The sequence below is a fragment of the Nocardia sp. CA-136227 genome (assembly GCF_050955695.1).
Classification (GTDB): domain Bacteria; phylum Actinomycetota; class Actinomycetes; order Mycobacteriales; family Mycobacteriaceae; genus Nocardia.
Genome location: NZ_CP192081.1, coordinates 2,322,891 through 2,344,967, shown reverse-complemented (window position 1 = coordinate 2,344,967; position 22,077 = coordinate 2,322,891). Strand labels below are relative to the sequence as shown.

Annotated in this window: 26 protein-coding genes; 8 read left to right on the top strand and 18 right to left on the bottom strand. The window is 68.3% G+C overall.

All coding sequences use genetic code 11. The features are described from left to right. Positions 1–59: 59 nt before the first annotated feature. A complete protein-coding gene (locus tag ACQP06_RS10580; RefSeq protein ID WP_433672047.1) occupies positions 60–494 on the bottom strand; it encodes a MarR family winged helix-turn-helix transcriptional regulator in 435 nt (144 codons plus the stop codon). A gap of 71 nt (positions 495–565) precedes the next feature. On the opposite strand from ACQP06_RS10580, the gene ACQP06_RS10575 reads away from it, so the two are divergent. Continuing rightward, entirely contained in the window at positions 566–1,258 is a 693-nt protein-coding gene (locus ACQP06_RS10575; protein WP_433672046.1) for an alpha/beta hydrolase family esterase, read from the top strand. Between the two features lie 27 nt (positions 1,259–1,285). Next, positions 1,286–1,852 (top strand): YbhB/YbcL family Raf kinase inhibitor-like protein, encoded by a 567-nt coding sequence (locus tag ACQP06_RS10570; RefSeq protein ID WP_433672045.1) that lies wholly within the window; start codon positions 1,286–1,288, stop codon positions 1,850–1,852. Positions 1,853–1,933: 81 nt separating this feature from the next. Here the strand turns inward: ACQP06_RS10570 and ACQP06_RS10565 are convergent, their stop codons facing one another. Then, positions 1,934–3,136 (bottom strand): M50 family metallopeptidase, encoded by a 1,203-nt coding sequence (locus tag ACQP06_RS10565; RefSeq protein ID WP_433672044.1) that lies wholly within the window; start codon positions 3,134–3,136, stop codon positions 1,934–1,936. Positions 3,137–3,160: 24 nt separating this feature from the next. After that, positions 3,161–4,300 (bottom strand): 1-deoxy-D-xylulose-5-phosphate reductoisomerase, encoded by a 1,140-nt coding sequence (gene dxr / locus ACQP06_RS10560; protein WP_433672043.1) that lies wholly within the window; start codon positions 4,298–4,300, stop codon positions 3,161–3,163. Positions 4,301–4,393: 93 nt separating this feature from the next. Between dxr and ACQP06_RS10555 the strand changes: the two genes are divergently transcribed. Beyond that, positions 4,394–4,678: a DUF2631 domain-containing protein gene (locus tag ACQP06_RS10555; protein ID WP_357092747.1), complete on the top strand. Its 285-nt coding sequence runs from the start codon at positions 4,394–4,396 to the stop codon at positions 4,676–4,678. Positions 4,679–4,781: 103 nt separating this feature from the next. On the opposite strand, the gene ACQP06_RS10550 is transcribed toward ACQP06_RS10555, so the two are convergent. The 5 genes from ACQP06_RS10550 to ACQP06_RS10530 all read right to left on the bottom strand — a co-directional run bounded on the left by ACQP06_RS10550 (position 4,782) and on the right by ACQP06_RS10530 (position 9,186). Then, positions 4,782–5,465: a hypothetical protein gene (locus ACQP06_RS10550; protein WP_433672042.1), complete on the bottom strand. Its 684-nt coding sequence runs from the start codon at positions 5,463–5,465 to the stop codon at positions 4,782–4,784. Positions 5,466–5,727: 262 nt separating this feature from the next. After that, on the bottom strand, positions 5,728–6,435 hold the full coding sequence (locus ACQP06_RS10545) for a hypothetical protein (protein WP_433672041.1): 708 nt from the start codon (positions 6,433–6,435) through the stop codon (positions 5,728–5,730). Between the two features lie 185 nt (positions 6,436–6,620). After that, positions 6,621–7,550: a cytochrome c oxidase assembly protein gene (locus ACQP06_RS10540; RefSeq protein WP_433672040.1), complete on the bottom strand. Its 930-nt coding sequence runs from the start codon at positions 7,548–7,550 to the stop codon at positions 6,621–6,623. 58 nt (positions 7,551–7,608) lie between these two features. After that, entirely contained in the window at positions 7,609–8,271 is a 663-nt protein-coding gene (locus ACQP06_RS10535) for a DedA family protein (protein WP_433672039.1), read from the bottom strand. 102 nt (positions 8,272–8,373) lie between these two features. After that, positions 8,374–9,186: an alpha/beta fold hydrolase gene (locus ACQP06_RS10530; protein WP_433672038.1), complete on the bottom strand. Its 813-nt coding sequence runs from the start codon at positions 9,184–9,186 to the stop codon at positions 8,374–8,376. Positions 9,187–9,319: 133 nt separating this feature from the next. Between ACQP06_RS10530 and ACQP06_RS10525 the strand changes: the two genes are divergently transcribed. Continuing rightward, on the top strand, positions 9,320–9,658 hold the full coding sequence (locus ACQP06_RS10525; RefSeq protein WP_433672037.1) for a YciI family protein: 339 nt from the start codon (positions 9,320–9,322) through the stop codon (positions 9,656–9,658). After that, positions 9,655–10,887 (top strand): RNA polymerase sigma factor, encoded by a 1,233-nt coding sequence (locus ACQP06_RS10520; protein WP_433672036.1) that lies wholly within the window; start codon positions 9,655–9,657, stop codon positions 10,885–10,887. The genes ACQP06_RS10525 and ACQP06_RS10520 overlap by 4 nt, the downstream gene beginning before the upstream one ends. A gap of 3 nt (positions 10,888–10,890) precedes the next feature. Here the strand turns inward: ACQP06_RS10520 and ACQP06_RS10515 are convergent, their stop codons facing one another. The 3 genes from ACQP06_RS10515 to ACQP06_RS10505 all read right to left on the bottom strand — a co-directional run bounded on the left by ACQP06_RS10515 (position 10,891) and on the right by ACQP06_RS10505 (position 13,607). Then, the gene (locus tag ACQP06_RS10515; protein WP_433672035.1) at positions 10,891–12,054 is read right to left on the bottom strand and encodes a low temperature requirement protein A; all 1,164 of its coding nucleotides are present in this window, start codon (positions 12,052–12,054) and stop codon (positions 10,891–10,893) included. Positions 12,055–12,221: 167 nt separating this feature from the next. After that, positions 12,222–12,473, bottom strand: a complete 252-nt coding sequence (locus tag ACQP06_RS10510; RefSeq protein WP_433672034.1) for a hypothetical protein — start codon at positions 12,471–12,473, stop codon at positions 12,222–12,224. A gap of 246 nt (positions 12,474–12,719) precedes the next feature. Continuing rightward, positions 12,720–13,607 carry an NmrA/HSCARG family protein gene (locus tag ACQP06_RS10505; RefSeq protein ID WP_433672033.1) on the bottom strand — a complete coding sequence of 296 codons (888 nt, stop codon included), beginning with the start codon at positions 13,605–13,607 and terminating at the stop codon, positions 12,720–12,722. Between the two features lie 110 nt (positions 13,608–13,717). Between ACQP06_RS10505 and ACQP06_RS10500 the strand changes: the two genes are divergently transcribed. Together ACQP06_RS10500 and ACQP06_RS10495 are read left to right on the top strand one after the other, a co-directional pair. Next, entirely contained in the window at positions 13,718–14,569 is an 852-nt protein-coding gene (locus ACQP06_RS10500; RefSeq protein WP_433672032.1) for a helix-turn-helix transcriptional regulator, read from the top strand. 55 nt (positions 14,570–14,624) lie between these two features. Beyond that, positions 14,625–15,491 (top strand): SGNH/GDSL hydrolase family protein, encoded by an 867-nt coding sequence (locus ACQP06_RS10495; RefSeq protein WP_433672031.1) that lies wholly within the window; start codon positions 14,625–14,627, stop codon positions 15,489–15,491. A 5-nt stretch (positions 15,492–15,496) separates the two neighbouring features. Here the strand turns inward: ACQP06_RS10495 and ACQP06_RS10490 are convergent, their stop codons facing one another. From ACQP06_RS10490 to pyrH, 7 genes are all read right to left on the bottom strand, one after another. Further along, positions 15,497–15,925 carry a phage tail protein gene (locus tag ACQP06_RS10490; RefSeq protein WP_433672030.1) on the bottom strand — a complete coding sequence of 143 codons (429 nt, stop codon included), beginning with the start codon at positions 15,923–15,925 and terminating at the stop codon, positions 15,497–15,499. Positions 15,926–16,062: 137 nt separating this feature from the next. Continuing rightward, entirely contained in the window at positions 16,063–16,500 is a 438-nt protein-coding gene (locus tag ACQP06_RS10485; protein WP_433672029.1) for a 2,4'-dihydroxyacetophenone dioxygenase family protein, read from the bottom strand. A 56-nt stretch (positions 16,501–16,556) separates the two neighbouring features. After that, positions 16,557–17,753, bottom strand: a complete 1,197-nt coding sequence (locus tag ACQP06_RS10480; RefSeq protein ID WP_433672028.1) for a fatty acid desaturase family protein — start codon at positions 17,751–17,753, stop codon at positions 16,557–16,559. 252 nt (positions 17,754–18,005) lie between these two features. Beyond that, on the bottom strand, positions 18,006–19,115 hold the full coding sequence (rlmN, locus tag ACQP06_RS10475; RefSeq protein ID WP_433672027.1) for a 23S rRNA (adenine(2503)-C(2))-methyltransferase RlmN: 1,110 nt from the start codon (positions 19,113–19,115) through the stop codon (positions 18,006–18,008). Between the two features lie 94 nt (positions 19,116–19,209). After that, a complete protein-coding gene (locus ACQP06_RS10470) occupies positions 19,210–20,181 on the bottom strand; it encodes a phosphatidate cytidylyltransferase (protein WP_433672026.1) in 972 nt (323 codons plus the stop codon). Between the two features lie 40 nt (positions 20,182–20,221). Next, positions 20,222–20,779: a ribosome recycling factor gene (frr, locus tag ACQP06_RS10465; RefSeq protein ID WP_213556998.1), complete on the bottom strand. Its 558-nt coding sequence runs from the start codon at positions 20,777–20,779 to the stop codon at positions 20,222–20,224. Positions 20,780–20,816: 37 nt separating this feature from the next. Further along, entirely contained in the window at positions 20,817–21,551 is a 735-nt protein-coding gene (pyrH, locus tag ACQP06_RS10460) for a UMP kinase (RefSeq protein ID WP_357092686.1), read from the bottom strand. 287 nt (positions 21,552–21,838) lie between these two features. Here pyrH and ACQP06_RS10455 point away from each other — a divergent pair, with 287 nt between their 5' ends. Beyond that, complete coding sequence (locus tag ACQP06_RS10455; protein ID WP_433672025.1) at positions 21,839–22,072, top strand: hypothetical protein; 234 nt, start codon at positions 21,839–21,841, stop codon at positions 22,070–22,072. Positions 22,073–22,077 lie beyond the last annotated feature (5 nt).

The window sequence follows — 22,077 nt, the reverse complement described above, 5'->3', positions numbered from 1 at the left end:
CGCAAGGCGTGTCCACCCCCACCGAATCGGCACAGCCGAGTACCGCGACTTGCGACTGGTCAGTCGACGAGGCGGCGGAGCAGGGCCAGCGCCTCCGATACGTGGGCCCGCTCGGCGGGGGTCATGCGTTCGTCGAGGAGGTCGGCCAGGTGGCCGGAGCCGGCCTCGCGGCGTTCGGTCAGCAGGACGCGGCCGGCGGGGGTGAGTTCGAGGAGTTTGCGGCGGAGGTCGGCGGGGTCGGTGGTGCGGCGGATCAGGGCGCGCTCGATGAGGGTGGATGCGGCCGTTGCGACGGACTGGTGACGGATCTTGTCGGCGCGGGCGAGGTCGGCGACGGTGGCGGGGCCGTCTCGGTCGAGGCGTTTGAGGATCGACACCTGGGACAGGGAGATGGCTCGGCGGGGTGAGGCTGCGCGCATGCGGCGGACCAGGGCGCCGACAACGGATTGGAGGTCGTCGGCGAGTTCTGCTGGATCGCTTGTCAGTTCGCTCACGACTCCATAAAGTACAGGAAGACTGCGCAGTTTGGCTGTATTAATTCGGAGAGGGTCCGATGGTGGATGGCATGGTCACGGCCGAACTGATGGTGGGCGGGCGGGAGCGGACGGTTCTGATGCGGCCACCCAGCGAAGCCGGTCGGCCGCTCGTGCTGGTACTACACGGCAATCAGTCGGCGAGCAAGAAGCGTGAATGGCGGGACTGGACCACCTTTCGCACCAATGCCGACCGATGGGGAATCGGGGTCGCGTTTCCGCAGGGGTGGTCGGGGTGCTGGGCCGACGGGCGCGGAGCGACGCTCGCCGATGAGGCGGGCGTGGACGATGTGTCGTTTCTGCGCGCTGTGATCGAGTGGAGCGCCGAACGCTATGACACGGTGGCCGAGCATTCGATCGTGGCCGGAATTTCCAACGGCGCGTTCATGGCTCACCGTGCGGGGTTGGAAATCGGGGATCTGGTTCCAGTGTTCGCGGCGGTCGCCGGTGGACTACCTGCCGATCTGGCGGGAGTGGATCCGACCCACGCGGTCTCGGCCATCCTGATCAACGGCGATGGCGATCCGTGGGTGCCGATCGAGGGCGGGCACTCCCGCCATCGCGGGCCCGACGGTGAACTACGCGGCCGCACTTATGGTTTGACCGAATCCGGGCAGCATTGGCGCGAGCTGAACGGCTGCACGGGAGCGAGTGAGACCATTCGCACCGACCGGTCCGAGCGCGAGCTGTCCGGGCTCACCTCCCCCGAAGACCGCAAGCTCTGAAACCCACCAGCACACAGGGAGAACCGAATGGCACTGCTCGGCAAGCTGCTGAAGAATCGGCGCGCGGGCGACGCGGGGCTGGCCTGGAATCGGCCGGGACTGTCCACGTCCGCGGAAATCACTGTCACCAGTGCGGATTTCGCACACGAATCGACCTTGCCGGACGTCCATACCGGGAAGCGGATCGGCGGCAGGGACGAGTCCCCGGCGCTGACGTGGTCGACCCCGCCCGAGGGCACCGCGCAACTGCTCCTGGTCATCGAAGACCCGGACGCCCCCGGCTCAGCGCCCTTCGTGCACTGCGTCGCATTGCTCGAGCCGACAGTCACCGCATTGCCGCGCGGCGCACTGGGTAAGGCCACGGCACCCGCCGAAGTCCGACTGCTGCGTTCCGACTGGGGCCGCGGCTACATGGGCCCCTCCCCCATCAAGGGACACGGCCCACACCGCTACGCGTTCCAGATCTTCGCCCTGACCGAACCCCTCACCGATATCGACGGCAAGCCCATCGATTCGGTCAAGCCGAAGAACGTCCTGGCCGCCGCCCGAGCCCACGCCCGCGGCCGAATCGACGGCTTCTACGAACGCTCGTGAGGGATCCGGTCGCGGCCGGTCACATCTCGCGTTGCGCGCGACCCAGAACGTGAGCGCGAGCGTCTGACCGGAGCCAACTCGTCAGGGGAACAGCTTCACCGGGTTCACGATGTCGGCGACCAGGGTGAGGATCATGTACGCGCCGCCGAGAACCACCACGACGTAGGTGGCGGGCAACAGCTTCAGGTAGTCGACGGGGGCGCCGTCGGGGAGACCCTTGCGGTTGCGGAACACGTTGCGGAGCTTCTCGTAGATGACCACCGCCATGTGGCCGCCGTCGAGGGGCAGCAGCGGGAGCAGGTTGAAGGCGCCGAGGAAGAAGTTCAGCGAGGCCAGGGTCAGGATGAACATGGACCAGAGGCCGTGTTCGGCGGTTTCGCCGCCGATCTTGGAGGCGCCGTAGACCGAGACGGGGGTTTCGGGGTCGCGGGTGCCGCCGGTGACGGCGTGCCAGAGGTCGCCGACCTTGGCGGGCATCTGGGCGAGGGACTCGACGGTGCGGACCGCGATCTGGCCGGTGAAGGCGCCGGCGGCGGGGATGGCGGCGAGGACGTTGTACTGGACCGGGCCGTAGAAGTCCTGGCCGACGCCGACCTTGGCGACCGTCTTGGGGGTGCCGTTCTTCTCCGGGTAGACGACCGCCATCTTGGGGGTGACCGGGGCGGTCATGGTCTTGCCGTCGCGTTCGAAGGTGTAGGTGAAGGGGCCGGTCTGCTTCTCGGTCTCGGCGCGGAATTCCTTCCACGTCTTGATCGGGACGTCGTTGACCTTGGTGACCTTGTCGCCCTGCTGGAGACCGGCCGACTGGGCGGGACCGGTGCCGGTGCAGTCGATCAGCTTCTGGTCGGCGGTCATGTCGGAGACGCAGCCGAGCTTGCCGAGCTGGGTTTCCGCCGGCTGATCGAAGCGGGGCAGACCCCAGCCGACGGCCAGGATCACGATGAGGATGTAGCCGATGAGGAAGTTCATCAGGATGCCGCCGGACATGACCAGCAGGCGCTTCCAGGTGGCCTGCCGGTACATCGCCCGGTCCAGATCCTCCGGCTCGAGCTCGTCGAGGGCGGTCATGCCCGCGATATCGCAGAAACCGCCCAGCGGCAGCGCCTTGAGACCGTATTCGGTCTCGCCGCGCCGCCACGAGAAGATCTTGGGCCCGAAACCGATGAAGTAGCGCCGCACCTTCATGCCGGTGGCCTGCGCGGTCCACATGTGACCGCATTCGTGCAGGGCGACCGAGGCCGTGATCCCGAGGGCGAACAGTGCGAAGCCGATCGCGTAGACCATCCGGTTACGAGCCCTCTCCTGCAGTCAGCCGCGCACGATCGTGCGAGCGGTGTCGCGCGCCCACGTATCGGCCGCGAGCACCTCGTCCAAGCTACCGGGTTCGGCGGCCCAGCGGTCGGCGGACTCCACGACGCGCGCAACGGTTCGCACGATGTCGGGGAATCGGATGAGACCGTCCAGGAACGCCTGCACCGCGATCTCGTTGGCGGCGTTGTACACGGCGGTCACGCAGCCACCGGCCTTTCCGGCGGTGCGGGCCAGCTCGACGGCCGGGAACACGGCGTTGTCGACGGGCTCGAAAGTCCAGGTCGAGGCGGTGGAGAAGTCGCAGGCGGCGGCCGCGCCCGGCACCCGGTCCGGCCAGCCCAGGGCGAGCGCGATGGGCAGCTTCATATCGGGCGGGCTGGCCTGGGCCAGGGTCGAACCGTCCTTGAAGGTGACCATGGAGTGCACGATCGACTGCGGGTGCACGGTGACGTCGATGTCGTCGTAGCCGATGCCGAACAGCAGGTGCGTCTCGATCAGCTCGAGGCCCTTGTTCACCAGCGACGCCGAATTCAGCGTGTTCATCGGGCCCATGGACCAGGTCGGATGGGTCTTGGCCTCGGACGGGTTCACCGACTCCAGCATCTCGGTGGTCCAGCCCCGGAACGGCCCGCCCGAGGCGGTGAGCACCAGCTTCGACACCTCGTCGGCGCGCCCGCCGCGCAGGCACTGGGCCAGCGCCGAATGCTCGGAGTCCACCGGCACGATCTGCCCCGGCGTGGCCGCCCGCGTCACCAGCGAGCCGCCCGCCACCAGGGATTCCTTGTTGGCCAGGGCGAGTCGCCGCCCCGATTCCAGGGTGGCCAGGGTGGGTCCCAGTCCGAGCGAGCCGACCAGCGCGTTGAGCACCACGTCGGCGTCGGTGCGGCGCACCAGCTCGGTGGCGGCGTCCGGACCTGCCAGCGCCACACCGAGTTCGGCGGCCGCGGCCTCGTCGGCGACCGCCACATTGGTGGTGCCGGTGGCCGCGATCTGGCTCGCCAACAGTTCGGTGTTACCCCCGCGCGCCGCGAGCCCCACCACTTCGAAGCGGTCGGGGTTGGCGGCGATCACCTCCAGTGCCTGCGTACCAATCGAACCGGTGCTGCCCAGCAGCAGAACTCTCACAACGTCGGACACGCGCCTATTGTCCCCCGCCCCCTGGTCGCTACGACGCTGGGTCGTATGTCACGATATTGGCCAGCAATCGATTCGAGCCGTAAAGGAGCCACAGTGGCCGCCACGGAACTGGAACCCGCGCACCCCTCTGAGGTCGTCACCAAGGTCGACACCGCCGAGGTTCCGTCCGCAGCGTGGGGCTGGAGCGGCGAGTCCCGCCGGACCTTCCGCATCGCCGGCTGGGTCGTCGTCGTGATCCTGCTGACCATGCTGTTCGAGAACCAGCAGGGCAGCTCGTCGGGTACCGGCAATGTCGGCTACATCGCGCTCGTGCTGTTCGCGGCCGGCCTGGCGGTCATCCTGATCCGCGACTCCATCCTGTCGCGTCGCCCGCGCTAGTCGCGAAGCCCCACAACGACATTCGGTCCGGATCGCCCCTGAGCGATCCGGACCGAATTGTGTTGTCCGCCGGGTTCTCACCGCGGCGCGGAGGCGAGGAGCCTCAGCTGGCCGGGGTGGAGTCCGGCGCGTTCATGCGGTTGTAGAGGCCGATGCCGACGGCGATGGCCGCGGGCACACCGGTCAGCACCAGACCCGAGGCGGCGCCCAGCGGGATGCCGATGGCGGCACCCGCGACACAGCCCGCGATGCCGGTCGGCACCGACATGATCACCACACCGGCCACCGCACCGCCGACCGCGCCGAGCGCGCAACCGGCGACGCCGCCGACGACGGTGCCGAGCAGGGTGCCCATGGAGGTGGACAGACCGAACTGGTTGACCGCGGCCGACATGGCGGCGTCCTGATCGGCCTGGCTGGCGACATCGTGCAACGCGGGAGCGGGCAGCGCCGGGGCGGGGAAGGCGGCGGCCGGGTCCATGTTCGGGGTGAGGGTCGCGGTGTTGCCGGCGATCTTCGCGGCGACCGGGTGGGCCACATCGCCGGTCACGTAGCTCAGCGGGAACGCGGTCACCACGGCGCCGTCGGCCGCACGCACCTGGAACTGACCGTTCTCGGTGGTCAGCGAGCCCGCGTCGGTCTTCAGGACGACGGACGCACCCTCGATCTTCGTATCCCAGTGGATGCCCTCGGGGGCGGCGACCGGGGCGGCATTGGCGGTACCGGCGGAGACGCCGACGGCCGCGATGGCGAGAGCCGAGGTGGCGGCAAACTTCTTGAAACGCATTACTTTTCGTCGCTTTCTAGACTGGGCGCTTCCCTCTTGGGAGCGAGGTCCTCATCGAGCACCCGAGATAAGATAAGTCAGCAAATGTTGCCTATTTGTTGCCAAATCGTGGCGAAAACGGTCCTGAACGTATGTTTTGCGTAAAGACGGCGTTTGCCGATCATCTGTTCGGTGATCTGAGCAACTTTCCAGAATGCGAAGCGACCCGCGTCACACCCCGATCGAGGGGCATGACCGCGGGTCGCGGTGCGCGAACTAACGGCTACTGCTCGGCCGGGTTGTTGATGCGGTTGAGGAAGATGATGCCGACGATGATCGCGGCGGGCACGCCGACCAGCACCAGGCCGGCCGCGCCGCCCAGCGTGATACCCGTCGCGGCGCCGGCCAGGGCGCCGGGGATGGACAGCACGCCGCCGCCCGCCAGGCCGCCGATCAGGAAGCCGAGGGTGCCGCCGATGACGGTGCCGACCAGGGTGCCGATGGCGGTGGCCAGGCCGAACTCGGTGGCCGCGGCCGAGACCGCGTCATCGAAGCTGGCCTGGTGGTCGGTGGTGACCTGATGCAGGGGCAGGTTGGTCGGACGCGCGGCGGCCGGATCGGTGCTCGGGGTCAGGGTGGCGCGCAGGCCCTCGACACCGGCCTGGATCGGGTAGTCGAGATCGTCGACGGTGTACGACAGCGGGACCGCGGCGACCACGATGCCGTTGTCGTCGCGCACCTGGAGCTGACCGTTGTCGGTGGTCATCGAACCCCGGTCGGTGTCGACGACGACGGCGTTGCCCTCGATGCGGGCGTTCCAATGGATGGCGGGGGCGACCTGATTGATGCCCTTGTTCACGCCGTCGATCAGCGAGGGCAGAACCGGCACGGGGGCCGGAGCCGGAGCGGGGTCGGCGTAGGCGACACCGGCGGTGACGCCGAGAGCCGAGATGACCAGCGCGGAGGTGGCGGCGATTTTGCTGAACTGCATGACTTCTGGCTTTCTTACGGGCGGGATTCCACCGGGTTGGCCCGGAAGATCGGATGGGACGCAGGTCGAGCATCCTGAGCGGGCGTCCAATAAGAAAGTACTGAGAAATAGCCGCAAATGCTCCTTTGATAGCGAACATCACTCAGTGCCAGAACCGGTGACACAGGCCACAATTGGGTCGTGAATCAGCGGCGGAAGCGGTCCCGCAGCTGCGGATCGTTCTCCCACCACAGTCCCGTGGAGACCGGTTCGTCGGCCTCGACGGCATCGAGTTCGGCGTCCAGCGCGCCCGCCTCCCGCTTCTCGTCGTCGGCGAATCGCCGCATCACGACCAGCGGGTAGATCAGGCCGAGCAGATCCCCGAGCAGCCACAGGATGCCCGCGCCGATCGTCTGGTCCAGGCGGACGTCCGGTCCCCAGGTGCGGCCGAGCGAACCGTAGTACCCGGCGGCGACGAGCGGGCCGAGCCACAGCACGATGCCCAGGATGCCGTCGGCGAGCGATTCGCCGACCGTGATGAGCAGCGACAGCCCCTGCGTGAAATGCCGTGGCACCGGATCGATCTGCAAGCGGGAGTAGAAATACAGAAACCCGATGGCCACCACCAGGAATCGCGTGATGGCGTCGACCCCGCCGTGCCGCAGCACCGCCTCGTACCAGGGCGAGAGGAACAGCGCCCACGGCAGCAAGAGAATCAGCATCGACGCGGTGGCCGGATGGGTGAGCAGCCGGGCCACGTCGCCGGAGAGCATGGCGTCCAGGCGTTTCCGCCCCGCCTCGCCGAGCGCCGCGCGCAGCACGGTGAACGGCGCTCCGGCCGCGAGCGCGAACGGCACCACGTACAGCAGCAACAGCACCTGTAGCGCGCGCACCCAGAACAGCGTGTCGGAGTACACCCCCGGCATCCCGAGGCCGGTGTACAGCCACACGCCCAGCCCCGCGACGCCGAAGTACACGGCCCGGCTCACCGGAAGCTGTTCCCCGCGACGGCGGCCGAGCACGAAGCAGGTCGCGTAGGCGAGGCCCAGCAGCGCGACGACCAGCGCCGTCGAGGCGTCCCATCGCCAGGCGCTCACCAGTCCGCTCAGGTGCAGCGGTGTCTCGATCCGAACCACGGCCCCAGTATGCGCGGTGCGGTCGCGGCGATCCCTGGGGGATCGCTGGGAATGGGAATCAGTCGGTCTCGGGGGTCATCGGGCTCGCATGGGAGACCTCGTAGTCGGCCTCGAACGAGCGCTCGCGCCGGCGTTCGCGCAACTTCCACACGATCAGCGCGACCACCACGACCGCGGCCGCGCCCAGGGCCAGATCCCGGCCGACCGTCTTGGCCACCGCCTCGTAGGACTGTCCCGCGACGAAGCCGAGCACCACGAAGATTGCGCCCCACACGATTCCGCCGACCGCGTTGAAGATCAGGAAGCGGCGGTACGGCATCCGGGAGGTGCCCGCCAGCGCGGGCATCATGGCCCGGAAGAAGGCGGTGAACCGGCCCAGGAACACCGCCCAGCCGCCGCGGCGGGCCAGATAGTCCTGGGCGCTGTCCAGGCGGCCGCGGTGGCGGTCCAGGATCGAGGCCTGCAACAGCTTCGGACCCACCTGTTTGCCGACCTCGTAGCCGACGCTGTCGCCGATGATCGCGGCGGCGATCACGAGCACGATCATCAGCCACAGCTGCACGTGGCCCTGGCTGGCGGCGACGCCGCCGAGCACCGCGGCCGTCTCGCCGGGAATGACGAAGCCGACGAAGATCGCGTCCTCGGCGAACACCAGCAGCGCGACGACGAGGTACACCCAGACCGGCGCGATATCCAGGATCCGGTGCATCAGCGAATTCATGTCCGCCACGGTACCGACGGGGCCGGTCACCCGCGGGGCCGGTCGCACGATCCGGGCGGGCGCAACGATTTTCGGGTGGCTCCGGGTGGTTCGCGGTCCGGCTCAGCGGGTCAGGTCCGCGCCGAGGAACGCGTCGAGCAGCTTCGCGGTGGCCTCGGCCGGGATGCCGTGGTCCGCGCCGCCGGGCACCTCCGCGTAGCGGGCGCGGGCGAGGCGGGCGGGCAGGGCCTCGGCGGCGGAGCGGACGCCCGGCCAGGATTCGGGGCTGCTGATCACCACGGTCTCGATATCGAGGCGGGCCATCTGCTCGGTGGGCAGGTTGGGCGGGCGGCAGATGGCGGCGTCGTAGACCACGGTCTGGGCGATCGCCTCCAGTTGCGGCCGGATCGGTGACCGCTTGACCTGTTCGACCACGGCCGGGGGCAGGCCGATGCCCTCGAGCTGCATCAATTCCACGGCGGCTCCGCGCTCGCCGCGGGCGATCAGGTCGGCCAGCCGTTCGGGCAACCGCTGCGGCGTGTGATCGGCCAGGCCGCCCAGCGCGAACGGCGGTTCGTAGAGGGCCAGGCGGGTGATGCGCGAGCCCGCGGCGGCGGCGCGCAGGGCCAGGATGCCGCCGGAGGAGAAGCCGAAAACCGCTGCGCTGCCACCGATCTCGGCGATGACCGCGTCCAGGTCCTCGATCTCGCGGCGCACGTCGTAGCGGCCGGAGTCGGCGGGGGCGAGGGCGTCGGTGCTGTCGCCGCGGCCGCGGCGGTCCGGGCGGACCACGGTGTAGCGGTCGGCGAGTTGCTCGGCCAGGGCCGCGCAGGTGCCGCTGTCGTTGAAGGCCCCGGGCAGGAACACGATGGCCGGGCCGGCGCCGGCGCGGTGATAGGCGATGGTGGTGCCGTCGGCGGAAGTCACGGTGGGCATGGTCGTCTCCGGTCTGTGGGTGGACTCGATACCGGATCGACGAACGGGAATCCCGGCCATGGACGGCGGCGGTCGGCATAGTGGTGTCCATCCGCGTCCGTCCCGTTCGTCGTGCGGGTGAGAGGAGACGACCATGCGATATCTCTTGCTGATCAGCGCCGACGAGAGCCGGGTCGACGAACACCGCACCGACGACGGGATGAGCGAGTTCCGGGACTGGCTCGACGACCTGCTCGCCCGCGGCGTGCTCACCGCCCACGAGGGCCTGCACCCCAGCCACACCGCCACCACGGTCCGGGTGCGCGGGGACGAGGTGCTGCTCACCGACGGGCCGTTCACCGAGGCGAAGGATCAGATCGGCGGGTTCGCGCTCATCGAGGTGGCGGATCTGGACGCGGCCATCGAGATCGCGGCCCGGCATCCCGCCAGCCGGTTCGGGCAGATCGAGATCCGGCCGGTGCTGACGCTGTGACCGAGGTCGACGCCGCGCTCACCGCCGCCTTCCGCACCGAATGGGCGCGGCTGGTGGCCACCCTGATCGGCGGGCTCGGCGACTGGGACCTGGCCGAGGAGTGCGCACAAGAGGCGTTCGCGCTGGCCTGGCGCACCTGGCCGCGCGACGGCGTGCCCGAGCGGCCCGGGGCGTGGCTGCTGACCGCGGCCCGGCGCCGCGCCGTCGACCGGCTGCGCCGCGAACGCGTCGGGGCCGGGAAACTGCGGGAACTGGCCCGCACCGAGATCCCCGATGCGGGAGAAGCCGTGTCCGGCACCGACATTCCCGACGATCGGCTGCGGCTGATCTTCACCTGCTGCCATCCGGCGCTGGCGTTCGAGGCGCAGGTGGCGCTGGCGTTGCGCACGTTGACCGGGCTGACCACCGCTGAGATCGCCCGGGCGTTCGGTGTTCCCGAGCCGACCATGGCCAAGCGGCTGGTGCGGGCCAAGCAGAAGATTCGCGACGCGGGCATCCCGTATCGGGTGCCGCCCGCGCATCTGCTGCCCGAGCGCACCACCGCCGTGCTCGGGGTGATCTATCTGTTGTTCAACGAGGGGTACCTGGCCGGGGCTGGGCCCGATCTGCAAAGGCCCGATCTGGCGGCGGAGGCGCGGCGGCTGGCCGCGCTGGTGGTCGAGTTGATGCCCGATGATCCCGAGGCGGGCGGGCTGAATGCGCTTGTCCTGCTCCAGCAGTCGCGAGCCGCGACCCGGACTCTGGACGGGGTGCTGGTGCCGCTCGAGGAGCAGGATCGGGGGCGGTGGGATCGGGAGCTGATCGCGGCGGGGCTGGCCGAGTTGCGGCGCGCCGCGCGCCGGGATCGGCTGGGTCCGTACCAGTTACAGGCCATGATCGTCGCCTGCCATGTCACCGCCGCGGATCCCGAGCAGACGGATTGGGCGCGGATCGCCGAACTGTATGACGGGTTGTGGGCCCGGATCCCCTCCCCCACGGTGGCTGTGAACCGGGCCATCGCCGTGGCCATGCGCTCCGGACCCGAGGCGGGTTTGGCGTTGCTCGACTCGGTGGCGGCTCCGGTCGGGTCTGAGGTAGCCCGGCAGGTCACCGCGACCCGGGCCGATCTACTGCGACGGCTGGGCCGCAGTGCTTCGGCGGCAGACGAATACCGGGCCGCCCTCGACCTCACCGCCAATGCCGCCGAGCGCGACTATCTGCGCCGCCGGTTGACCGAGGTCGAGGGCTGAGGGTCAGCTCGCCCGCGTGCGGGTCATCAGCAGCAGGGGGCGTCCGGTCGAAACGACCCAGTGCTCCCAGGCATTCAGGCCGACCAGGACCGCGGTCACCGCGGCCAGCGTCACGATCTCCGGCAGCAGCGTCGAGGCGAGGGTCAGCGCCGCCAGCACCAGTGCGGCGATGAACCGGCCGACGGTGGCCGCGCCGAACATGCGCCAGCGGGTGAACAGGAAGGTCGACACGTACAGGGTCGCGCCGATGGGCAGCAGGAAGGCGTTGACGCCGTGCGCGGTCCCGGTCGGATGCTCGACCATGCTGCGCGCGCCGACCGCCACCCCGACCAGGCCGATCACCAGCAGAATGTGGCCGTAGCTGAGCACATCCCGCACCACGGTGCCGCGAACCTGGTTGGTGCGCAACGAATGCTCGACCGCGGAGAACCCGTAGGCGAAGTACAGCCACCACAGACCGCAGCCGAGCACGAAGATCAGCACCACCGCGATCCACGACATGACGCCCAGATGCGCTTCCGCCGCTTCCGAACCCACCGACGCGACGGTCTCGCCGAGCGCGATGATGACGAAGGTGGCGAACCGCTCCGGCAGATGCGTCGCGCCGAACTGCACCGACTCCATCCGCCGCGCCAGCAGCGCCGGACCGCCGAAAGCCAGCAGCACCGCGACGATCCAGAGCGCGTTGCGCGCCCCACCCTGCGGAACCAGCGCCGCGATCACCAGCAGCACCGCCGCGACCAGGGTGATCGTGAACGGATTGACCCAGCTGCCGAACACGCCCGCCTGCGAGAACGCCCGCTTGCGCCGCATCTCGGCCCACAGCAGCAGCCGCAGCACCAGATGCGCGACCGCCAGGATCAGCGGCAGCGCGCGCCCGAGGAACGCGTGCGGCGCGGCGATGGCGATCACGAACATGCACAGCCCGCACGCGAACAGGAAGATCCGCTGCCGATTCGAATCCTCGACCCCGTGCACCGACAGCGTCGTCCCCACCCACGACCACCACATGATCGCCAGCAGCAACACCGTCTGCCCGACGGCTCCCCAGCTCTCCCCGGCCACCGCCACATGCGCGGCCTGCGTCACCGCGAACACCAGCACCAGGTCGAAGAACAACTCCGCCCAACTGGCCCGCTCATGCGCCTCACGTAGAGGTTCAGTCACACCCGTAATCCCTGCCTAGCACCATTTCCAGCGCGTTCACTCTAGTCACACCACATGACCGTTTTGTCCGACCTGCCCCCTGCGTTGATCACACCCGCCGATCACATCGATCACCCGAAGCAGGCCACATCGAGCGGCCGGCCGGTCACGCCGAGCCGTCACCCGGATCACCGCCCGCCGGAGGGACCGAGGCGATTCCCGCGCACCCGGGCCCGGCCACGCGGGCCGCGCCCGGCGAACCGCCGCCGCGCGTCGTCGAGCCAATCGGGCCGTTCCCGCCGTAGCCGCCACACCTCCCCCACGGTCCAGCCACCACCCAGCTCCGGCAGATCGGTGACCGCGATATCCAGCCGCGCCGCCGCGGCGGCCCGCTTCAACGGCCGTGTCGCCGAGTCCATTCGGCTTCGTTGTGCGTTCATGCCATCCAGGCTGCGCCGCGGTCCGGCGACACCGCGGCGATACCGGAACTTCGCACCCCTCCACCCGACCCAGCCGCCCGGACCCCGATCACGGTCGCCGAATCGTCTCCGAGTCACCGTGCGCCGCAATCGGATCCGGTTAGAGTCGGTCGATCGACCCGCCGTTACGGGAGGTCCGGCGTGAGCGCACACGGAAAGGGCGGCGCGAAGCAGCAGCTCCGCACCGCCGTCGGCGACCGTGTCCCGTCACGGCTTCCAATCGACGCACCGCAGCCAGGCGGCCAGATCCAGCAGTCCCGGGTGCTCGGCCCGCAGTTCCGCCAGGTCCAGCGGCCCGTCCGGGCTCTCGTTGAAGTGCGTGAACATCTGCCCGACGTGCGGGTCGAACGCCCGGACCTGTTCCAGCGGCACCACATTGCTGTGCGCGGGCAGCCCGGCGTGCGCCCCGATGATCTCCGCGATCCGCGGCGGAGTCAGGTAGTCCCCGGCCAGCGGCACCGTGCGGCCGAGGAACTCCCGGGGCCGGTCGAAGGCGATCGCGGCGAACGCGCCGATATCGCGCGTCGAGATCAGCGAGACCGGAATGTCCCCGCGCACCGCGAGATTGAGCTGCAGCACGCCGTTCTCGTCGAGCACCGGCCGGTTGAAGCCGTTGAGGTTGTCCATGAAGAAGGTGGGCCGCAGGATGGTCGCGGGCAGCTCGAGTTCGCGGATGTACCCCTCGATGGCGGTCTTCGCCGCGTAGTACTCGACGCCGGTGTCCTGACCCGCGCCGCGCAGCGAGCTGTAGACGAAGTGCTCGATACCGAGCTCCCGGGCCAGCTCCGCGACCGCCCGGCCCCGGCGCTGTTCGGCCGCAATGCCTTCCGTGGTGATGTGGACGCCCTCCATCATGGTCAGCATCATGAACACGCCGTACGCGCCCGCCATGGCGGCCCTGATCGAGTCGGTGTCGTCGAGGTCGCCCTGGATCAGGTTCGCGCCCTCGGCGCGCAGCGCGGTCGCGGCGGGCGACTCCAGGTCGCGCACGAAAGCGTGTACTTCCCAGCCGCGTTCGAGCAGCTGCCGTGTGGTCGCCCGGCCCTGCTGCCCGGTCGCGCCGATGACCAGAACCGGTCCCTTGTCGTTCGTCATGTCGTTCTCCCCATGAGCGGTGATCCGTGCCGATCACCTGATGCCTATGACGTTAGGGACGCGCCGACACCTGGTCCTGGTACCGATACTGCTAGCCACAAGGGGATGCGATGCCCGACAATCACCGTTCCGAACTGGCCGCCTTCCTCAAAGCGCACCGAGCCCGGCTCACCCCCAAGGACGTCGGCCTGCTCGACGATCCGGAGCCCGGCCGCCGCCGTACCCCCGGGCTGCGGCGCGAGGAGGTCGCCGAGCTCGCCGGGGTCAGTCTGACCTGGTACACGTGGCTCGAACAGGCCCGCAAGATCGCGGCCAGCCCCCAGGTGGTCGACGCCCTGGCCCGCGCCCTGCTCCTGTCCCCCGCCGAGCACCGCCACCTGCGCACCCTGGCGGGCCTCGCGGATCCCGTGGAGCGCAAGGACATCGACGACGGCCGACTGCAACGCCTGGTCGACGCCCTGATGCCCGACCTGGCCGTCGTCCACGACGCCCGCTTCGACTTCGTCGTCTGGAACGCCGCCTTCGCCCGCGTCCGCGTCGACCCCGCCGAACTTCCCGCCGACCGCCGAAACCTGCTGTGGTGGATGTTCACCGACGACCGCACCCGCGCCATGATGCCCCGCTGGGAACGCGCCGCCCGCGCCATCCTCGGTCAATTCCGCGCCGTGGCCGGCCGCACCCCCGACAACCCCGACCTCACCGCCCTCATCACGGCCCTGACCGAAGCCAGCCCCGAATTCCGCACCTGGTGGCAGGAATACCCCGTCCAGGACTTCCGCCCCGCCACCATCACCCTGAACCACCCCACCGCCGGCCCGCTCGACCTCGACGTCCACCAACTCCGCCCGGTCGACAACCCCGACCTGCTCATGGTCGTCCAACTCCCCGCCACCCCGGACGACCGCCACCGCATCGCCACATTGCTCGATAACGATCGCGCAAACCGACCTACTGGGCGGTAGGCCATCTTCTAGGGTCGGCGGGATCCCCTCCCCGCTGCACCACCAGGACCCTCTCGTGAAACTGAAACACTGCCTGTCCGCAATTGCGATGATCGTCGCCGCCGGCCTGACCGGCATCACCCCGGCCGGTGCGGACAGCGGAAAGTATGTGGCGCTGGGCGATTCGTATGCGGCGGGGGTGGGCATCTCGAACATTCTCGACAAGACCTGTTCGCGGTCGGATCGCAATTACGCGCATCTGTTCGCGGCGCAGCGCGGGTATGCGCTCACCGACGTCACCTGTGGTGGCGCGACCATCGACTCGGTGACCAGTACGCAGCTGTCGGCTGTCACCTCGGACACGACCCTCGTCACGCTGGGGGTCGGCGGCAATGATGTCGGGTTCGGGCAGTTGGTGAAGGATTGCGTGCTCGCGGGCACGATCGGAACGGGCAGCGGAACAGGGAGTCTCGCCACGGGTAGCGCCAGCGGCAGTGCCGGGGCGGTCGCCGAGCTGGTGGCGGGCTGCAAGAACAAGTACGCGGCGGCGATGCCGGGGCGGCTGTCGATGACCGCGGCCAAGCTCGCGCAGTTGCTCGCCGCCATTCGGACGCAGGCGCCGCAGGCTCGCATCGTGCTGGTCGGGTATCCGAAGATCCTGCCCGACAACGCGTCTCTGTGCGCGGGCCGCCAACCGGTGCTCGCCGCCGATGCCGACTGGATTCGGGACGGCGTGATCGGCGGTCTCAACACCATGCTGAGCTCGCAGCCCGGCACCACCTACTTCAGCACCTACGAGCTGTACGACGGCCACGATGTCTGCGAAGCCGTTCCGGACCGCTGGGTCAACGGCACCTCCGTCGACAATGGCGAAGGCGCGCAATTCCATCCGAACCAGTACGGCCACGCCGCCACCGCACAGAAGATGATCGCCACCCTCTGACCGGGTCAGGCGGCCATGTGCTGGAGGTTCTCGCAGACCAATGTGACGCTGTTGTACAGCATTTCGCCGGGGCCGTCCCGCAGGGCGGAGACCTCGATCTTGGACGGCCACGCGTGCTCGAGCAGGTAGCTCGGAACCGGGGTGCCCTCGCCGTCGTACATCGTCAGGGTGCAGTCGCGGCGCGCCATGGCCATCTGGCCATTGCGCGCCGACTGGTGCCAGGCCCACAGGTCGGCGGTGCCGGTGCGGCCTCGGCACAGCGTGACCTGGGGTGGCTTGACCCTTCCGGGCAGTTGGATCGGACCGCCGCCACCGCCTTCGAGGTAGGCCACCGGTTCGATTTCCGACACGATGCCGCCCAGTTCCGCGAAGGACGCGATCTGGAGGCCGTCGATGACGATGACGAAGGAGGAAATGGTCGTGAGTTGCGGCATTGGCATCATGCGCTCCTCGGCCGATCGGACGCCCGGCAAGCATCCGCCTTCGATCCAGTGTAGGAACCACGGGACGCCCGGCAAGAGCGAATCGATCGCATAGCTACCTTCGGGCAACAAGCCCGCCGGTCGGGACGCTATTCGAGAATTCCGGTCGGACGGGCGACACCGGCGACATCGCAGAGCGCGAAGTAGGCGTCCTGGATGGTCTTCGAATCGACCACACCCGCCACATTGCCGTCGGCGTCGAGGTCGATGAACGCGCCCTCGACGATGAACAGGACATCGGAGTCCTCGGCGACGGTGAGGGTGTGGACCGACCCGGCGGGCTCGTGGATGAACGTCCCGGCGGTGTAGTGGATGCCCTGCTCGGCGTAGTACCAGCCCCCGGAGAAGGTGTACGCGTTCACCGCACCGGTGTGCTTGTGCGTGGGCAGGCTGAACCCGGCCTTGAACCGATTGCGCAGCACGAACCCCGACGGCGACACCCGCAGCAGCTGCAAGCCGACATCACCGGCCCACACCCAGGGGATATCGGCTTCGTTCACGTGCCCTACGAGCGGTTGCTGCAACATGAAGCAAACGCTAGGTCAAGAACCTTTGCGCCCGAAGGGAATCCGAAATATCCGATTCATCCCGTTGCGCTCTCGGCATCGAGCCCGAGAAATCGGTCCGGCAAGGACAGCATCACGATGGTGCGCAGAGTGAGCAGATACTGCACCACGATGCTTCGGGAGGTGTAGGGCAGCCCGTACTGTTCGGCGAGGTCCCGGACTTGCCGGGCGACATCCGGCAGGCGGTTGCTCGGCACGTCCGGGAACAAGTGGTGTTCGATCTGATATCCCAATGACCCGGTCAAGATTCTCCCGACCGGACCGGACGGGAAGTTCGCGCTTCCGAGAAACTGCCGGAGATACCACTCGCCGCGGGTCTCGGTGGCCAGATCGCGTCGGGTGAACTTCTCGGCGCCGTCGGGGAAATGGCCGCAGAAGGTGACGATCTGCTCCCAGCTGTTCTTCGCGACGTTGGCGGCCAGGTTGGCGCGGATGGTCGATTTCCAATTCCGCGTCGACAATGCGGGGAAGGCGACGTAGTCCTTGAAGAGCTGTCTGCTCGCCTTGCGGAGTATCTCGACGCCGGCTCCCCGCAACTCCTGAGAATCCTTGCGTCCCGCCACGACCTTCGGGATCTCCAGATGATAGATGCACATCCCGAACTCGTAGAGCATCGAGATCGGCACGACGTACACCGCGTTGCCCAGATGGTAGGGGCGCCAACGTCGATCGCGAGTGACGCGCAGCAGCCCGTACCCCTCGTCCGGATCCATCCCGATCACGTTGGCGAAAACATGATGCTGGTAGTTGTGCGCCTTCTTCCAGTGCGCCGCCGGCATCGGGTGATCCCATTCCCAGGCGGACGAATGTATCTCGGGATCATTCATCCAGTCCCACTGGCCGTGCAGGACATTGTGTCCGATTTCCATGTTCTCGATCACCTTGGACAAGAACAACAGTCCGGTGCCGAGCCACCAACTGCTCTTTCTGCCGGAGTCGAGGAGCACCAGCCGCGCACCGACCTCGAACGTCCGCTGGATCCTGATCAGGTTCCTGATGTAGCGGGCGTCCCGCTCACCGAGGTCGTGCTCCACCGATCGTTTGATCTCGTCGAGCCGGTCTCCGAACTCGCGAACATCTTCGGATGTCAGATGGGTGTAGGCCGCTACGTCGGTGATGGCCATCAGTGCGCCCCGGCCGATCGCAGTCGACCGGGCAAACGTGATTCGGACAGTGCCATCAACGCTCCAATCTGCGGTGAGATCGATCTGCATCGAAAGGTGCTGCAAGGACGAACCCGTCTGCCCACGTCGCGCCGTTGCTTGCGACGACAAACTCGCGGACGCCGGGCCGATCCAGCCTGTCAGAATACCGCGTGAGGCGCCTGCCGCGTGATAACCCACTATTCGCTGACACGGAATGTCATGCGGGATACCCGACTTGGTCGAGGATCCGCTACGACCCGACGGGCCCGATCGCGCCCGCCGCACGCCCGTCACCACGAGCGTCATCACACCGACGTGTGGTCAGCCTTCCGCGGCGAGCTGGCCGCAGGCGGCGGCGATCTCCTGGCCCCGAGTGTCACGGACGGTGCAGGTGACGCCCTGCGCCTGGACACGCCGGACGAACTCGTCCTGGACCGGCTTCGGGGACGCGTCCCATTTGCTGCCCGGCGTCGGGTTGAGCGGGATCAGGTTGACATGAACCAGTGGGCCGAGGGCCTTGTGCAGCTTCTTGCCGAGCATGTCGGCGCGCCAGCCCTGATCGTTGATGTCGCGGATCAAGGCGTACTCGATCGACACCCGGCGACCCGACTTGTCCGCGTAATAGCGTGCGGCGTCGAGGACTTCGGCGACCGGCCAGCGATTGTTGACCGGCACCAAGGTGTCTCGCAGCTCGTCGTCGGGGGTGTGCAGGGAGACAGCGAGTCGCACCGACATGTCCTCGTCGGCGAGCTTGCGGATGGCGGGCGCCAAGCCGACGGTGGAGACCGTCACCGAGCGCTGCGAGATGCCGAAACCCTCCGGCGACGGGGACGTGATGCGGCGGACCGCGTTCACCACGCGCTTGTAGTTGGCCAGCGGCTCGCCCATGCCCATGAACACGATGTTGGACAGGCGGCCGGGTCCACCGGCGACCTCGCCGTCGCGCAGGGCGGCCGCGGCGGCCCGGACCTGATCGACGATCTCGGCGGTGGACAGGTTGCGGTTCAGACCGCCCTGACCGGTGGCGCAGAACGGGCACGCCATGCCGCAACCCGCCTGCGACGAGATGCACAGGGTGTTGCGGTCGGGGTAGCGCATGAGCACCGACTCGAGCAGGGTGCCGTCATTGGCACGCCACAGCGACTTGCGGGTGGTGCCGTCATCGCATTCGATGTGCCGGATCTCGGTCAGCAGCTGCGGGAACAGCGCCTCCGCGACCTTGGACCGCATCGCCTCGGGCAGATCGGTCATCTGATCCGGGTCGGCGACCAGGCGGCCGTAGTACTGGCGCGCGATCTGGTCGGCGCGGAACTTGGGGAGGCCGAGCTCCTCGACCACCGCCTTGCGCTCCCCCGAATCGAGGTCGGCGAGATGCCGCGGCGGCATACCGCGACGAGGGGCGTCGAAAACGAGGGGCAACGGGGTAGTCATAACCCTTCCAGTGTTCCATCCGAAACACGCGTTCGGAGCCGCGGGGTGCGATGCGCTCGTCACATACGGGGCTGGTCGGCGGCCACGCGACCCGTCAGAGCAGGGCGGTCAGCACCAGCCACGCCACGAAAGCCGACGGCAGCATGGAGTCGAGCCGATCCATGATCCCGCCGTGTCCGGGCAGCAGCGTGCCCATGTCCTTGATGCCCAGCTCCCGCTTCACCTGCGATTCGATCAGGTCGCCGCTGGTCGCCACCAGCACCAGCCCGACGCCCAGCAGCACGCCGATCATCGAATTCGCCTGGAGCAGCAGCGTCACCGTCAGCAGACCGCCGATCACGCAGAACACCAGCGAACCACCGAAGCCCTCCCAGGACTTCTTCGGGCTGATGTGCGGCACCATCGGGTGCTTGCCGAACAGCACGCCCGCCACGTAGCCGCCGACGTCGGAGCAGACCACCAGGATCATGAAGGACAGCACCCGCAGGTTGCCCTTGTCCTCGGACAGCATCAGCACCGCGAACGAGGCCAGCAGCGGAATCCAGGTGAGCGTGAACACCGAGATCGCGGTGTCGCGCAAGTAGTTTCGCGGGGTGGCCGTCAGGCCGTGGTCGAACAGCCGCCACACCATGAGGGTGAGCGCCGTCGCGCCGAACGCGCCCAGCACGCCCTGCGGTCCGACCGGCCAGGCCAGCCACACCACCGCCTGCCCGCCGAGCAACAGCGGGATCCGGGGCACCAGCACGTCGGCCTCACGCAGCCGCTTGGTCACCTCCCAGGTGGCCACCGCGACCGCGATCGCGATCACGCCGACGAGCACCTTCGGAGCCCACAGCAGGATCGCGATCAGGGACAACCCCAGCCCGAATCCGACGCCCAGCGCCGCGGGCAGGTTGCGGCCCGCCTTCGACGCGGGCGCGCCCGGCTTCCCACCCGAGGCGGCCTCGCCCGCATTGTCCGGCGTGGCCGAATTCGCGGCCGGCAGCTCGGCCGGCGATGCGGTGGCCCCCTCCGGCAGCTCGCCGGTGGAGGCAGTCTCTTCGGCCACGATTGTCCCGTCGCTCACTTGTCGTCCGTTCCCTACCCCCGGCCGAAGATCGGCCGTCCTAGACCTCGAGCAGTTCGCCTTCTTTGTGCTTCACCAGCTCGTCGATCTGCGCGACGTACTTCTGCGTGGTCTTGTCGAGTTCCTTCTCGGCGCGGCCGACCTCGTCCTCGCCCGCCTCGCCGTCCTTCTGGATGCGGCCCAGCTCTTCCATGGCCTTACGGCGCACGTTGCGGATCGAGATCTTCGCGTCCTCACCCTTGGACTTGGCCAGCTTGACCATTTCCCGGCGCCGCTCCTCGGTGAGCTGCGGGATCGAGACGCGGATGATGTCACCGTTGTTGGTGGGGTTCACCCCGAGATCCGAATTGCGGATCGCGGTCTCGATCGGCTGCATCTGCGCCTGCTCGTACGGCTTGATCACGACCATGCGCGGCTCGGGCACGGTGATCGAGGAGATCTGGGTGATCGGCGTCATCGAGCCGTAGTACTCGACCACGATCCGCGCGAACATACCAGGATTCGCGCGACCGGTCCGGATCGAGGCCAGGTCGTCCTTCACCACCGAGACGGCCTTCTCGAACTTTTCCTCGGCGTCGAAGAGCGCTTCTTCAATCACGGCGTTTCCTCCACTGCGTCATGGTTCTTGTCGTCGGTCACGACCGGACCAGGGTGCCGATCTTCTCACCGGCGACAGCGCGGGCGATATTTCCCTTGGTCAACAAATTGAACACCAGCATCGGCATCTGGTTGTCCATACACAGGCTGAAAGCGGTGGCATCGGCGACCTTGAGGCCCCGCTCCAGCGCTTCCTTGTGGGTGATCTGGGTGAACATGGTGGCGTCGGGGTCCTCCCGCGGGTCCGCGGTGAAGACACCGTCCACGGCCTTGGCCATCAGCACCACTTCGGCGCCGATCTCCAGGGCGCGCTGCGCGGCGGTGGTGTCGGTGGAGAAGTAGGGCATGCCCATACCGGCGCCGAAGATCACGACGCGGCCCTTCTCCAGGTGCCGCTTGGCGCGCAGCGGCAGATACGGTTCGGCGACCTGACCCATGGTGATGGCGGTCTGCACCCGGGTGTCGATGCCCTGCTTCTGCAGGAAGTCCTGCAGCGCAAGAGAATTCATGACGGTGCCGAGCATGCCCATGTAATCCGAGCGGGCCCGTTCCATGCCGCGCTCCTCGAGCTCGGCGCCACGGAAGAAGTTGCCGCCGCCGATCACCACGGCCACCTGGACGCCGTCCTCGACGACCTCCGCGATCTGCTCGGCGACCGCCTGCACGACATCCGGGTCGAGCCCGACACGGCCACCGCCGAACATCTCGCCACCCAGCTTGAGGAGCACTCGGCGATAGCCCTTGCGATCGGGGGCGGTATCCGGGTCCGTCATCGGTCTCCTTGTCCAGACGTTCGAGCGTGCGCAGGCACATGAAAAGACCATCCCGGCCGACGAATTGCACGGGACGGCAACAAAGCTCCATCCATCCTGCCTCACGACCGGTCACGAGCGTGAGCCGACCCTCGATACGGCCCACTGGATCGCGATATTTCGGGCGCGGGTGGGTCGGCTCGGCAACCGGCGGGGCAATCGCGGGGCTACCCCCAGAGACGTAGTGCCCCAAAAGTTGGGGGCGCCAATTTCCTTTTAAACAAAGGTGTTTCGCATATCTTTCGGCCGTGAACACCAAGAACCGCACGGTCCGAGCAGGCCTGGCCACCGTAGCCCTCGCGGCGGCTCTCGCCGCCTTCGCGGGACCCGCCTCGGCCGAAGTGCCGCTGACGCCCACCACGACCGCCGACCAGATCGCTACCAGCCTCGACTCCGGGAGCAGCGCCTTGACCTCCGGCAGCGCCGCCATATCCAACGCACTCTTCCCTCCCGTGAATCTGGGCTGTCCCGTGTGTAGCTGACCCCC